Genomic DNA, 14,586 nt, shown 5'->3' with positions numbered 1-14,586 from the left:
TTCGTGTGGCAGGCATACTTCTTTCGTTTCAAAATAAAAGGACCTGACGATGTTCGCCAGGTCCTGATTCGTACCGATTTGTCTGCTGCCAAGCTAAGGTAGCAGGCTTTTTTAGTACAGTAAATATTTCTCTATTTCTTCCGGTTCCTTAATGTGAATGCCACCAGTATCACCGTATTTAAACAGGTTGAACATCACTTGCTGGTCCATCGTTCCGGCTTCAGGAAGCGGGAGAATGATCCAGGTCTCGTACTGGTGGATCAGACGGTCTTCCTTGCCGAACCAAAACGTTGTTTTGATCGTGGATTCCTTCAAGATGTAATCCAGATCAGGGCGTTCTCCCAATTGCTTTTTCAATGGTTCAAACAGTGGGCTTTGGCTATTTTTCAGCCATTCTGCTCCTGTCATTTTCAATTGGAACGGAACGCTGACTACACCGATAGCTTTTTCCTCAGGCAATTGGACAGCCTTGTCCATGAAAGGCAGCCAGTCCTCGAAGCCCTTCAATACGTCGAAGGCAAGTGGCTCCTCTGGAGCGGTCACGAACTGCTCATTCGCCTTGATATAGCGCTTGTCGTTAATTCGATAGTACGAATACGGCTGGGCCGCGATGCGTGCATCCACATTGTAGCCTTTCCCGTTGATGACAGCTCCATTGAACATACTCGTCGTGGTACGAGACAGGATTGTGTTTTTCACATAACCTTTATACCAGTAAGTCTGTGCCTCTTCATTCGTTTTGCCCTTTTCCAGGGCTGTTTTCAACCACTCGGCCCCTGACTCGGTTTGGACCGTTGTCGTTTGATCCGGCTTCTGGTCAAAATTGGTAGTGGCAAAAGCCTTCGTCCCTGATTCATACGTGCAGCCACCGAGCAGGGAGGCTGTGCAGATGGCAGCGAGCAATGCCCATGCTTTCGTCGCTTTACGCATGGCGAAACCTCCTTACGACTCCGTATCCCAAGAGTCCCACGAATAGCGCGATTGTGAGTCCGAGTACCGGAATGTTGTGCTGCTTAAACACGAGAATACGATGCGTATTGTACATGTTGGCCACAATTTCGTTTTCTTTGTCTCCATCGATATCGCCGATTTGCACATTGATCAGCGGCATGTAAATGCGCCAGGTTTGTTTCAAGCCCTCTGGCGTGTAGTCATAGCCAGACAAATAGCGAGTATCTGTGGTACTGACCCAGCTTTTCGCTTTGGCTACGATCTCAGGCTTGGCGTTGTTACCAATCGTAGCAAAGTTGGAGAAGCGGAAGCTCTTATCGTGGTCACCGCTTGCCCACAAAATTTCCCACGTACCGTCTGCTTTTGGTTTCAAGATGTACGAAGGTTTGCCTGCCACGAGCAGCTCATCGACCTTGTCGTTGTCGATATCGGCAGGAATGAACTCACCAGTTGCCAATTCGGCCTGTTTGCGTGTCAGTGTGTACGATTCTGTCAGTGTACCATCTGGCTCTACAGACAGTACACTCAGGTGCTCGCCCATGACAACGATTCCTTCGCGGCCATCCGGCAGCATCATGGTGGTCATCAGCTTGGTTGCTTTTGTCGTGCCGCCAAAAGGCTTGCCGTCGTAGTTGCCTGTCAGCATACCATCCTTGATGTGTAGATCCGTGTACTTGGAACCCAATGTTTGTCGTACGTCCATACTGCCTGCGTTATCCGCCAGTTGGTTTGCGATGTTCTCCATATCAAGCATAAACGCACGATACGGTGCCGTTCCGATTTGCATCATGCCTTCCGCATATGGTTGGCGTTGGACATTCGGTACCAATTGACCGTCTTTCATCGTGTAATACGGGAAGCCCGGATAATCGGTCGGCAATTTTTCCTGGATGATCTTCATGGTTTCTGCCGGAATCTGATCATTCGGCATCCGTACCATTTGACCATCTTTCCAGGTCAGGACGTAAAGAGAAACAGGTTCCGCCTGCAAATGGCGCAGCTTCTCCGCCATTGCTTTTTTCTCTTCTTCCGTCTCTGGCTTTTCAATTTTTTCCGGCAGTGGAAGCTCCTCGGCATTGCCGTACGTGATGATCTCCATACTGCCATCGCCATTGACGTCATGCAGCGCGATCGGGAAGTAATCCACCCAATCGCCGTTGTACAAACGGTCAGATTCGTATGTCACGGTAAAGTGGCTCAGTGCAGTCAGCGTATCTCTGTTGAACGTCACATTCGCCAAGAGGGCGATCAGAACCAACGAGCCGACTGCACGCCAGTTGAGGCGTCCATACCATTTCACGAGAAGCGCAATCACGATGACTGCGATTGCTCCACCGATCAACAGAGCAGCAGTCGTTTTCACATCGACGCGTGTCAGTGCCCGATCCAGGAGCAAGAAGCCGATGGTAAACACAAGCACTTGACGTCGCTCCGACGGATGCACCACGAAGTAGCAAAAAGCTAGCAGTGGCAGGAAAATGAGTACAGCAATCCACGTTAAATCAAGGAACGCTGGTTTTACGAGCAAATGGTAAATCAGAAACAGGGCAATGGCGTACAGCGCCCAGCTTATCGTTTCGAGAATAGGATTCCGGCGCATGTGCTCACCACCTTTTGTTTTGTGTCTGGTCGACGAATAATGCGCAGAGGAAGCCGCCAAACAGCCAGAAATAGAGTGCCATGAACGGCACCTCGAAAATGTTTTCCACGAGGTTATGAGTAGCTACCGCGATTAATCCGCCCAGCAGTCCGAGAATCGCGAAAAAGTGTGGCGAACCCTGGATGTTGCGGATAAGCCCAGCTCCGTATTTGAACATACTGATCACGGTTCCGATCAACAGGATGATCCCGATCAGACCGTATTCCGCCAAACTTTTAAAGAAGTAGCTGTCTGAATAAATGGTACCGAAATGGCGAGCTGCAACTGCTCCGCCGTGATGACCGAGTCCGACACCGAACAATGGCTCGATACGCATATTGTCATATGCTTTTCCCCAGCGCCCGATGCGTCCACCTTCACTGCTAGATTCGAAGTATTCAGGTGTAAACAGCGTGAAAATGCGATCTTTTACTTTTCCGACAAGCGGAACTGAATCAGGAACGAAGAACAGGGCTACAACCCCGATAATCCCTGCGATCACCAAATATCCTGCTACTCGTTTGTTCCAGATGTAGAAGCAAACGAACACGGCAAAGGCAAGAGCGAACCAGGCACCGCGGGACCCGGTTAATAGCAAAGCAAGCACGGTGGTCAGTGCAACAATGGCCCAAATCAATTTTTGCTTGAGAGTAGTAGCTGTCATGAACAGACCAGCGGCAATCGGTGTAACCAACGCCATATAGCTGCCCAATACGTTCGGGCTCGTTACGAAGGAGAATGCACGCGTTGTAACGGCTTCCCCTTCCTGTACCCAAGATTCAGGGGTTTTAACGCCTATGATGACTTGCAAGACACCGTACAGTGCCGCTACGAAACCAACCAGCACAAGTCCCTTCATGAACTTGTCCAAGTCTTCCATCGACTTCAGTAAATAGAAGCCCATGAAAAAGGCGAGGATGTACTGGTAGACGGAACGGAATCCTTCCACAGTCGCTTCCCAGTTCGCCATGTCAGTCACCATGATGGCAATTCCGAGGACGAAAAAGGCTCCAAGCCAATGTTTGATTCCAGGCATCGTCCGATTTGACTGTAAAAACGCAACGAACGTAAACAGCATCAGAACGATAAGCAGTGCTTCATCCCACAAAGAAGATATGACTGGAATCGGTAGAATCTGTCGCAAGACGTAATCGATTACGGGATAGGCCAACAGCAAATACAACCACGTAGATGATTGGCTTCCCCACTTCAACACGGTTTCTCTCATTTTTATTGTAGTCCTCCTACAGGTAGGGATTAACCTACCTATTATAATGAATCTGACAACCCGGTAGCAAGCCGGGGGGAAAGAGGTTGGTAGGAACGGTAGAAATAAGATATGATAACTAGGTAGTTTGAGGGGTTAGAATCAAGCCTGGAACGTAGGGTTTCAAATAGGGATAGGAGAAAAGTGGACATGAGTTTGTTAAAAATTGCTTCCATGATTGTCGTGCTGACTCTCGTTGGAAGGCTTCTGGGCTTTTTTCGCAGTGTGTATGTATCCAACTTGTACGGTACTGGCATGGAGGCAGATGCGTTTAATATCGCGGCAACGATCCCGCTGACGCTGTTCTTGGTCATACCGGGAGCGGTCAATGCTGTACTGATTCCGACCATGCGCGGCATGATGGAAAAAGGAGAGCGGACGACTGACTTATATCAGAAGATGCTCACGATCATTTTGGGTATATTCGTTGCTCTCTCTGCTTTAGGGGTTGTCTTTTCTTACCAGCTGGCTGCGATGTTTGGACTGACGGGTGAGAAGCTGGAGCTCACGGCTAGCATGCTGCAATGGATGTGGCCATCAGCTATTTTCATCGGGTTAACGGGGCTTTGGTCGAGTATTTGCAATGCTCACCAACATTTCTTTACACCGACGCTCGGCACGGTAGTCAATGGAGCTTTGGTGATTGTCAGCATGTATGTGCTCGTTCCGATGTATGGTTCCATTGGATTGGCAATGGCTACGACAATCGGTTACTTGGCTGCACTGCTGCCGATTCTCCCTACCTTGCGAGGATTCGGCTATCAGCAGCACTTCTCCTTTGCTTGGCGTGAGGACGCAGCTCTCAAAGGCATGGGCGAGCGCGTCATTCCGATTTTAATTGGTGCGGTGGTTGCTCAGGCGACTACATTTTTGGAGCGAGGCTTCGCGGAAGGGCTTGGAACGGGTGTCGTTTCCGCTCTCGCCAACGCGAACCAGATCATGCAATTGCCTCTGGCTATTTTTGTCGGGGCGTTTACGCTGCCGTTATTCCCGCTGTTGGCTAGTCATGTCAAGCGGGGGGAAATGACGGAGATGAAGCAAATCCTGCAAAAGGGACTTGCCTATCTTCTCATTTTGCTACTGCCCGTGACGGTTGGACTTGCGCTATACGCAGAGCCAATCATCCGACTAGCTTTTGAGCGTGGTGCGTTCGATGAGCATTCTGTCGCTTTGACAGCGTGGGCACTGCCGTTTTACGGCGTGGGGCTTTTCTTTTTAGCGTCGAGAGACTTGCTGACTCGCGCCTTTTATGCACTGGAAAACACGAAGACACCCGTTATGATCGGGGCGATTGGGATCGGTGTGTATGCCCTTGCCAACTGGTTGCTCATTCCCTTGCTTGGTCATGGCGGAATTGCTCTTGCCAATGCGGTATCGGCTATCAGTCAAGCGCTCCTGCTGTTCATTTTGCTATGGAGGGCAGTAGGCAGCCCTGTACGAGCGAATTTCCTCATGACCACGGGGAAAACCATTCTGGGCTGCGCAGTCATGGCTGGTGCTATTTTGTTCGTCGATCCATGGTTATCCGTATTGCCTGTCTGGTTGTACCTGCCGCTAGGAATTATGGGCGCAGCTCTTTTATATCTTGTCGTGCTCATTTTGGTTCGCGAGCCAATTGTGTCAGAACTGCTGCAAAAAGTACGCAAGCGGTCTACTCCAGCGGGAGGGCGCTCGTAAGCGGGAATTCCCTGATGGCATAGCGGGTCTTACCCGAGCTTGCGGGGGGAATGGTTTCCACGTAAGAAACGTGGATGCTGACCTGGCCTAATGCCGCGCGAATTCCTTCCAAAAGCTTGGCTTCATCAGCAGGCAAAAAACGTTCGGGCTCCTTCACCAGTCGCAGGCTCAGTCGCTCCGGATCATGCTGGACGATCTGAAAGGTGCGGAAGCTGTCCATATTCCGCACGATGTGATTAAAATAATGTCCGTGCACGTACCGTCCGTTGAGCGATAGGAACATGTCGTCTTCTCTGCCATCAATCGAGGCAAGAAGTGGAAAAGGGAGATTGCAAGAGCAGGTTGAATCGGAAAGCGCGACGACATCTCCTAATTGGTAGCGCAGGCGAGGCATGACGGTATTGTGCAAGTCTGTGACGAGCAGTGCTCCCGGGTGCCCTTTGTGGACGGGAATATGCGTAAGAGGATCGACTACCTCCAAATAACAGTTCCCGGAAAAGGCATGCATGCTCCCAGCCGTGCATTGGTAGGCGATAATTCCGCCGTCACGAGCGCCGTACTCATTCACAACAGGCGCATCAAAAGCCTGGGCAATTGTTTGCCGCTGGTGCTCGTGCAGGCTTTCTGCTGTAGAGACCACGGCTTTGAGCGGGATTCCGAGCGTCATGCCCCGTCGTAGCATCATCATGGCGAGGGTATGCAACGCGGAGGCGTACCCGTATAAATAGGCTGGACGGAATTCCCGGATGAGGCGCAGGTTTGCTTCCAAATGACTTTCGTCCAATTCATAGGCAGAAATCATCATGCGGTTTTTCAACCAGCGTTCCTTCCAGCGGTAGCGGCGAGCTTGCTGGGCGTTTAATTCGAGAGGAGAGCCCCAGATCATCACACATGGGTCTCCAATGCGAATGCCGTACCAGGATAGCCCCAACCAGCGCGCAGCTTCATACCGCTCGACCGTTTGACGATCAAGATAAAAATGGGTAGGTTCACCTGTGGAGCCTCCCGTACGATTTCCAATGAGCCTGCATGTTTGGAGGCCCTGGCTCAAATATTGATCAGCGTTTTGCCGAAAGTGTGCTTTGGTCAGAACAGGAATACGCTGCAAAAAACGTTCAGGCATCTCGCGCATTTTGCTCCAGTCTGGGGCGAAGGCAGTGTAAGCTGGTACGTTTTGTATCGCATGATCGAGTAGCTTCACCAGCTTTTCTCGCTGCTGCACGTTAAGAGCTTCGGCAGATAGACGCTGAGTTGCTTGCAATTCTTTCATGTAAGGACGGATGCGATTTCCTTTCAAGGCCTCCATTAACGGCCACTGTACATGGCGGATCAAAAATCCGGTTGTGGGCATATTTCCCCCTCCTACTCACTGATCACACAGGCAAACGATTAAAAAAAATCAATGCAATCTGTTTTTCACCAGTATTCCTGCGAAATTCCATCGATATACCTGTTTGCTGGAAGAGGGAAATGATAGTAGGATAGAGAGTGGGTTCATGTCGATTGGTGCTGCCTTACGGGTATCCAGTCAAAGAGACGAATAAAGGAGTTACCCATGTTGAAAAAAAGTCATTTTCTCGCGGGAGCGTTGATCTTAGCCATAGCGGGGATTTTGTCAAAAGTTATCGGGATGTTTTACCGAATTCCGCTTCAAGAGATAGTAGGCGACAGAGGTCTCGGACTCTATCAGGAAGTATATCCTCTCTACCTGACCTTTCTCATTTTGGCGACAGCAGGTGTGCCAGTAGCATTGTCGAGAGTGATTGCAGAGGCATTGGCTGAAGGAAAACAAGGCTCTATTGGACAAATTTTGGCCCGTAGCATGGTTATGATGGGCGCCATCGGACTTATCTTGTTTGCGCTCCTGTACGTCAGCTCCCCACTTATCGCAAAGCTCATGGGGAATCCGCATTTGATTGAACCGATTCGAGCGATTTCCATGTCGCTGCTGTTCGTTCCTTTGATTGCGGTTATTCGCGGCTTTTTCTACGGCCATCAAAAAATGTTGTTTGTCGGACTCTCGCAAATTGTGGAGCAGACCTTGCGTGTCGTATTTATTTTGGTAGCTTCCCTGTATCTCGTGTCACTCGGTGAAGATACGGATACCGTGATTACCGGAGTCAACTTCGGTACGATGATCAGTACGTTTTTGAGTCTCGGGTTTCTAGCATTACTCATGTGGCTCCACAACCGGAAAAATTCCGTGTTTAGCGGGGCAGAGTGGGGGCGTCTTACTTGGTGGTATGATCGTGCCTTCTTCGCCTCGATGTGGCGAATTGCCTGGCCAATTTGTATCAGCGCCTTAGTTATCCCGATTTTCAGCCTGACGGATTCCTTTCTGGCGATTAACATCTTCCGCTACATATGGAATGTGGACGGCTTGACGGCGGATACGTGGTTTGGCATTTACAGCAGGGGAGGACCACTTCTGCAAATGGCGAGCTTGTTCGGATCGTCGATTGCTCTCTCGATCGTCCCTGCCATTGCCGAAGCAATCAGACAAAAGGATCAGGAACGGATTACGACCTTGACCAAGCTCTCACTGCGCTTTGCTTGGCTAATCGGTCTGCCTGCCGGGCTGGGACTGACAGCTGTAGCTGAAGGGGCGAATTTGGCGTTGTATGGTGATATGGAAGGCACGCGTGCAATGGCGATTTTAGGAATCACAGCGATCCCGCTTTCCTTGTTGCTTGCTACAAACGGCATTTTGCAAGGGATCGGCAAAGAAAAAATCCCTGCGCGTCATCTGCTTTATGGTGTCATTGTAAAAGTACTGGCAACACTCGTGTTTACCTCGATGTTCGGTATGGATGGATTGTCCCTGTCTTGGCTGGTTGCTACTGCATTTGTCTGCGTACTGAATATGCGAGCCATCAACCGTTACGTATCGATTCCGATTAACTGGCGCTTCGATACCATTTATCCGTTACTGGTGGCTAACCTCATGCTCATTCTGGCTTGGGGAGCGACAGAGGCAGTTGATTTCCTGTTCAGGGGAAGAGAGCCAGTGCGCATTTTGGGAGCGATAGAGACCGTCGCTGGAGTCGGTGTAGGGCTCATCGTCTACCTGGGACTGCTCATCCTCATTCCACTTATTGAAGACAAGGAGCTGGACTGGCTGCCAGGCGGAAACAAGCTGCGCGCCTTTATCCAGTTCATTCGGAGAAAGCAGGCCTCCTCGTTAAAGTCCAATACGAATAACGATTAATCCAATCATAAAACCCCTTTCTCCACAAACGGAGGAAGGGGTTTTATGTGATCTTTCTTATTTCGCTTTTTGATAAACACATACGACCATTTTTACGAAAAATTCACGGGTAGCAGGCAATTTCGCCAAGGCCTGCAACTGATTGCGCAACGGAATCTCTCGCTGGTAAACCGCAGGCTGTACCACGCCTTGTTGAATTTTTCGAAACCGTTTGATCGTCATGCGATTGATGTACGAGATCGTATCTCTGCCATCAGGGAGCTTGTCGAAGCGAAATGCAATCCGGTCAGAACCGTCTGGCAAGTCGCTAACTAGCTTTTTATAGGCGTCAATCAAGGCCTGCTCCGAAAAGAGGGCATGGACCCAAGGAATGCCGATCGCATCTGACAAATGAGCACCGTATGGATGATAATACGGCGGAAAATTGATGTAGAGATGCCCGCCAGGCTTCAAGACCCGAAAGCATTCCTCCAGCGTCTTTTCCGGTTCGCCAACGTGCTCCATCGCATCATTCATGATGATCGTATCGAACGTGTTGTCCGGGAAGTCCATTCTTGCGGCATCACCAGTCATGAACGAGACGAGATGATCCAGTCCCTTTTTCTTTGCGAATGCATTTCCTTCCTCCGCGTAGTGGGGGACGATATCGATGCCGATCATTTTTTTCGGTCCATAGGTGGCGTAATAGCAGGTTTTGCCCCCGCCGCCACAGCCGATGTCCAAAACTGTTTTGTCACGGAACATTTGCTCCTGTGAATGGAAGGGGAGGAAAAACTGAATGGTTTGATCCCCTTTTTGAAATTGCCATTCGGTATAGCTCATTTCCCCGTTGTTTGCCAGGTTGAAAGGGTGAACGGGGAGAGGAAATAATCGATTTAAACGAAGTAACACTTGTGAAGAAAAGGACATGATGTCCTCCTTTCCAGGTCAGCCTTATTTACGCAGCGCCTGCAAAACAAGTTCACTGCTTTTGGATGCTTCGATCGCTAACAGATGGGAATGCTTCGTTACTACATCAATTTCGTGATCGAGGTTGTCCAGTTTTTCAGCGAGCAAGGTCAAAAGTGTAGTTTCATCGAGTTGAGTAATATGACCAGCATTGGGCATTCCAGCGCGTTCAACGAATCGATCGATTTTCGGATCGTAGGAGATACCGATAAAAGGAATTCGCAGCATGCAAGCAAGAATGAGAGAGTGAAGCCGCATTCCTACGACGTAGTTGCATTGCTTCAGTACCGACATGATGTCATGAAAAGTCACAGGTGCATCGAGAAGACGTGCTCCTGGTTGGCTCATCTGGTCCATGATTTCCCGGGACGGTGCCATATCACTAGGGACATGCATCGGGAGGAAGAGAACATTCCATCCGCGCATGATAAACCAATCTGCTGCCCGGGCTATCTTCTGTTTGAATTGTTGTTCCTGCTTCCAGTCCCGAACTGAGATGGCGACCAAAGGCTTGGAAGGATCATCAAACATACCATGGAGCAGCTCTTTTCCCCGTTGATCTGCAATATCGTCTGGGGATATCGTCAGAGCAGGGTCAGCTGTTATATAGATAGGGGCTTTTTTTACGCCGCAGGCTTTGAAGTCCTCTCCTGATTCGTAGTCGCGAACCGTGATAATGTTGACGTGATTCACCACGCGTTTAATCATCGTGCGACTGAGCGATTTGAGGATGGGTCCAAACCCTTGCGCGTAAAAGACCACGGGTTTACCTAAAAGCTTGGCAATGGTGACGATGCCCAAATAGTAGAGGACACTGCGCGGACTGGTTACATCCTGCATCAGTGTACCGCCGCCCATCACCAGCATGTCACTTCGCGAAAGCTCGCGGACGATGGTTCCAAAGCTCCAGCGGTTATAGGCTTCAATCCCGAACAGTTCCGCAGTCCGATCAGGCTGATTGGACAAGACGGCGAGAGAGATATTTGGTTGTTCCCGCTTAAGAGAGCTGATGATGCCGTACAGGACCACATCGTCTCCGGCATTATTAAAGCCGTAGTACCCGGAGATGAGAATTCGCGACATGGAGTGAACCTTCTTTCTATATCAAACGTACAGGAAAAATACATTCTCAAGTATAATCGAGTAAACAAGGGGAAGTAAAGCAACCACAGTAGAAAACTTCACGCCCCAATTGTTTGGACAGATACAGTGGGTGCAGCGAGGTTCGTAGGGTATAATGATGTTGTTCCGACTTACGAGAACATATAGAGGAAACCCATACCGAACATGCCGATGCCAAGAACGATGAGGGCAATCATGACGATGAAAAGTCCCTTGTTTTTGCGGCGACGGTAAAAAAATTCGTCAAACATGGTAAGCCTCCCTGTGGTGGTGATAGTCCATTCTACTATCATACCATGTTCTCTATCATCCTTGCCATCCACAGATGAGTGAATAGATGTCCGCAAGAATAGGGGCGAATGACAGCAAAAGGGAAGGAGCATTTTTCATCATGGAAAGCATGTGGCTCAAATACACATTACTAGTGGAATCAGAGATTGAGGATTTGTTTGTGGCAGAGGTATTGACCAGCTCCTACACACTTGGCTGGATCGAACCGCAAATCGAAGTACTGACAACGGAAAACGGATATGATTACGCAGAAAATACGGAAGGTCCACTTGTTGGTTATCTGTTTGAACCCCAGCACGATCGTGAAGAGGAGCATGTATCCCGCCTGAAGACCTACATTCAGCGGTGGAATGGACAAGTCACTATAAAAGAAGTAGAACTCGTAGCGGAGGAAAATGATTCGTGGAAAGAGGAGTTCCGTGAAGTCAAAATAGGCGACTGGTGGGTGGCACCAACGTGGACCGACCCCGCAGCGCTGGAGTCGGCTCGGCATATCCTATGGATCGATCCAGGTGCAGCCTTCGGAACGGGCTATCATGGAACGACGCAGGACATTCTTTTGTTTTTGCAAGAAATGGATCTGGAGGGTAAGCAAGTCATTGATGTAGGAGCTGGCTCAGGAATTCTCTCTTTGTACTGCGCCTTGAATGGAGCGAAGCATCCTGTATGGGCAGTGGACATTAATCCACAAAGCGAGTATCAGGTTCTCGTCAATGCGACCAATAATCATCTTCCTGACCACGCTGTACAAGTCGTCATTGGGGATGCGAGCGAGGACGCAGTGAAGTCTCAATTGCCTGACCAAGCAGATGTCATTCTGGTCAATATCGGTGGCGATGAAAATGTCGCGATGCTTCCGATGATTACGGAGCGAATGGCACCAGGAGGAACGTTGATTCTCTCGGGAATTGTCGAATGGAATCGGGAAGCTGTCATTGCTACATTTGAACAGGCAGGCTTCCAGGTGGAGAAAGAAAGCCAGCATGACGAATGGGTCACCGTTGTATTGAAAAACATCGTTTAGAACCGCCCTGTAACTTCCGTGTGAGACAATAAAGAAAAAGGTTACTCAATGGAGGGGAAAACAAATGGAGCAGGTTGTCATTGCTGCTGCCGGACGTACGCCTATTGGTACGTTTGGTGGCGTCCTGAGAGATGTAAGCGCTCGCAAGCTGGCAGAAACCGTCATTCGTGGTGTCATGGATCGATCTGGCCTGGAAGCTTCTCAGATCAATGAAGTCATTTTAGGCAATTGCATTCAGCGCACAGACGAGCCAAACATAGCGCGAGTGGCAGCATTAGACGCAGGATTGGGAAAAGAAGTGACGGGCTTCACGATTCAACGTCAATGCGCGTCCGGCATGCAAGCGATTGTGAGCGGCGCTTCCCAAATTCTTTTAGGCGACAGTGAAATCGTTTTGGCAGGCGGCGTAGAGAGCATGAGCAACGCCCCGTATGTCCTGAAAAATGCGCGCTGGGGCAAACGATTGACACATGGGGAAATGACCGATGCGATGTGGGAGTTGTTGACAGATCCCCACCATCAAATCCTGATGGGCGAAACGGCAGAACGGCTGGTCGATCGTTATGGGATCACGCGTGAGGAGTCGGATGAAATTGCCTTGCTCAGTCAGCAAAACGCGATCCGCGCCATAGACAGCGGTTTGTTTGCGGAGGAAATCATAGGGGTTTCTATTAAAAAACGGACCGAAGAAATTATGGTTACGGAAGACGAATTCCCTCGCCGGGGAGTGACTCTGGAAAGTCTCGCGAAACTTAGACCCAGTTTCCGGGACAATGGTACAGTGACGCCAGGCAATGCCTCCGGGCTCAACGATGGGGCGTCCGCAGCCGTTTTGATGAAAGAAGGAAAAGCGAGAGAGCTCGGGATCGAACCACTCGGCAAAATTGTCTCGTGGGCGGTAGCGGGGGTAGAGCCTGATTTGATGGGATATGGACCCGTTCCAGCAGTAAAGCGTGCATTGGCAAAAGCCGGTTTGACGCTCGCGGATATCGAACTGATCGAAGTAAACGAAGCCTTTGCCGCGCAATACCTCGCCGTGGAAAAACTGCTGGAGCTGCCGCGGGAAATAACGAATGTGAACGGAAGCGGAATCGCGCTGGGTCACCCTGTCGGTTCTACCGGCTGCCGAATTGTCGTAACCTTGCTGCATGAAATGAAGCGACGACAGCTGAAACGAGGCTTGGCTGCCCTTTGTGTTGGCGGCGGTATGGGTATGGCGATGGTTGTCGAACGCACATAGGTTTAAACGAAGTCTCCCCTGTTAAAAATGGAAGCAAAGGGGGAGGCTTTGTCATGTTTATATGGTTATTTTTCAAACGACATGGAAAACAGATTGCGTTTCATACCTTATCCTGTTTGGCAATCGGGGCGTTGTTGCTGGTTGCCTACAGTGCCTATCAATACAAGCAAATGACAAATCAGTGGTATGCTCCGATTGATGGAGTCAAAGGAAGCGCAAAGCAGGCAACTGCGTCCCTTCCTCCTCGTAATCTTTTGACAGGAACAGAGCCATTAAAGCCTTTCGTCGCCCTGCTTCTCGGCGTGGATAGCCGAGACGGGGAAAGTGCACGCTCAGATACAATGATGCTTGCGGCGATTCATCCCGGGAAGCAATCCGTCTATCTTTTGGCGATTCCGCGTGACAGCTACATGGAGCTCCCGGGAAAAGGATATGACAAAGTGAACCATGCGATGGCTTTTGGTGGTCCGAAGATGGTGAAAGAGTCGTTGGAAAAATTTTTGCAAATAAAAATTGATCGGTATATCTCCGTAGATTTCGATGGCTTCCGTCAAATTGTAGACGAGCTGGGCGGTGTCACTGTCGATGTGAAGAAACGTATGAAGTACAGTGATCCGAGCGACGACACGTACATCGACATTCAGCCAGGGCTGCAGACTTTATCAGGTAAACAGGCATTGGATTACGCCCGCTATCGCAAAAGTGATCTAGGCAAGGAAGACAGTGATTACATGCGGATTGGCCGACAGCAGGAGATTCTCAAAGCGTTGGCTTCTAAAGGCACCTCGCTTCAAGTGTATACCAAGGCATTTTCACTCATGGAAATACTGGGTCAGCATGTGAAAACGGACCTTACTGAGCAGGAAATCGCCTCTTTATTATTGTCTTATGGCGATGGCACTCCGAACTCCATTCAAGCGGATACACTGGTCGGGCAGGATGAGCGCATTTGGCATAATGGAATCGTTGGCTGGTATCATCTCGTCCCCACAACTGAACGGGAAAGAGCACGCCAGCAAATCATCAAGGAAGTTACGCCGTAAGAAACAAAGACCATAAGAGCAAGAGCAAAGGACACGGCTTTCATCATGGACGTGTCCTTTTTTGTCGAATGCTCTTGTCCCGATAGAAAGCACATGATTTTAATTGGAAAATTGAATATGTTTCGAATACAATAGTCATTAGGAAGAGATTATGAATGTAGATCATAGGGAGAGGC

At 49.7% G+C, this 14,586-nt stretch carries 11 protein-coding genes; 5 read left to right on the top strand and 6 right to left on the bottom strand.

Translation table 11 applies throughout. The features are described from left to right. Positions 1–111 precede the first annotated feature (111 nt). From M3630_RS06685 to M3630_RS06675, 3 genes are read right to left on the bottom strand one after another with little or no spacing between them, the layout of a single operon-like run. Positions 112–930, bottom strand: a complete 819-nt coding sequence (locus tag M3630_RS06685) for a hypothetical protein (protein WP_221867739.1) — start codon at positions 928–930, stop codon at positions 112–114. Further along, the gene (locus M3630_RS06680; protein WP_251251625.1) at positions 923–2,551 is read right to left on the bottom strand and encodes a hypothetical protein; all 1,629 of its coding nucleotides are present in this window, start codon (positions 2,549–2,551) and stop codon (positions 923–925) included. Before M3630_RS06680 ends, M3630_RS06685 begins: the two co-directional genes overlap by 8 nt. A 4-nt stretch (positions 2,552–2,555) precedes the next feature. Next, complete coding sequence (locus M3630_RS06675; RefSeq protein ID WP_251251624.1) at positions 2,556–3,818, bottom strand: O-antigen ligase family protein; 1,263 nt, start codon at positions 3,816–3,818, stop codon at positions 2,556–2,558. 189 nt (positions 3,819–4,007) lie between these two features. Between M3630_RS06675 and murJ the strand changes: the two genes are divergently transcribed. Continuing rightward, a complete protein-coding gene (gene murJ / locus M3630_RS06670) occupies positions 4,008–5,534 on the top strand; it encodes a murein biosynthesis integral membrane protein MurJ (RefSeq protein WP_251251623.1) in 1,527 nt (508 codons plus the stop codon). On the opposite strand, the gene M3630_RS06665 is transcribed toward murJ, so the two are convergent. After that, positions 5,509–6,885: a phenylacetate--CoA ligase family protein gene (locus M3630_RS06665; protein WP_251251622.1), complete on the bottom strand. Its 1,377-nt coding sequence runs from the start codon at positions 6,883–6,885 to the stop codon at positions 5,509–5,511. The genes murJ and M3630_RS06665 overlap by 26 nt on opposite strands. 204 nt (positions 6,886–7,089) lie before the next feature. Here M3630_RS06665 and M3630_RS06660 point away from each other — a divergent pair, with 204 nt between their 5' ends. Beyond that, positions 7,090–8,742: a putative polysaccharide biosynthesis protein gene (locus M3630_RS06660; protein ID WP_251251621.1), complete on the top strand. Its 1,653-nt coding sequence runs from the start codon at positions 7,090–7,092 to the stop codon at positions 8,740–8,742. Positions 8,743–8,799: 57 nt separating this feature from the next. Here M3630_RS06660 and M3630_RS06655 read toward each other — a convergent pair whose 3' ends face one another. After that, the gene (locus M3630_RS06655) at positions 8,800–9,651 is read right to left on the bottom strand and encodes a class I SAM-dependent methyltransferase (RefSeq protein WP_173608622.1); all 852 of its coding nucleotides are present in this window, start codon (positions 9,649–9,651) and stop codon (positions 8,800–8,802) included. A gap of 24 nt (positions 9,652–9,675) precedes the next feature. After that, the gene (csaB, locus tag M3630_RS06650; RefSeq protein ID WP_251251620.1) at positions 9,676–10,773 is read right to left on the bottom strand and encodes a polysaccharide pyruvyl transferase CsaB; all 1,098 of its coding nucleotides are present in this window, start codon (positions 10,771–10,773) and stop codon (positions 9,676–9,678) included. A 430-nt stretch (positions 10,774–11,203) separates the two neighbouring features. Here csaB and M3630_RS06645 point away from each other — a divergent pair, with 430 nt between their 5' ends. The 3 genes from M3630_RS06645 to M3630_RS06635 all read left to right on the top strand — a co-directional run bounded on the left by M3630_RS06645 (position 11,204) and on the right by M3630_RS06635 (position 14,410). Beyond that, a complete protein-coding gene (locus M3630_RS06645; protein WP_173608621.1) occupies positions 11,204–12,127 on the top strand; it encodes a 50S ribosomal protein L11 methyltransferase in 924 nt (307 codons plus the stop codon). A 64-nt stretch (positions 12,128–12,191) separates the two neighbouring features. Next, positions 12,192–13,367 (top strand): acetyl-CoA C-acetyltransferase, encoded by a 1,176-nt coding sequence (locus M3630_RS06640; protein WP_251251619.1) that lies wholly within the window; start codon positions 12,192–12,194, stop codon positions 13,365–13,367. Positions 13,368–13,420: 53 nt separating this feature from the next. Continuing rightward, positions 13,421–14,410: an LCP family protein gene (locus M3630_RS06635; RefSeq protein WP_251251618.1), complete on the top strand. Its 990-nt coding sequence runs from the start codon at positions 13,421–13,423 to the stop codon at positions 14,408–14,410. The last annotated feature ends 176 nt before the right edge of the window (positions 14,411–14,586 follow it).

Origin of the sequence: Brevibacillus sp. MER 51 (assembly GCF_023714195.1) — a bacterium.
Taxonomy (GTDB): Bacteria; Bacillota; Bacilli; order Brevibacillales; family Brevibacillaceae; genus Brevibacillus.
Note: the sequence above shows the minus strand (reverse complement) of the source record. Positions and strands in the feature narration are given on the sequence as shown.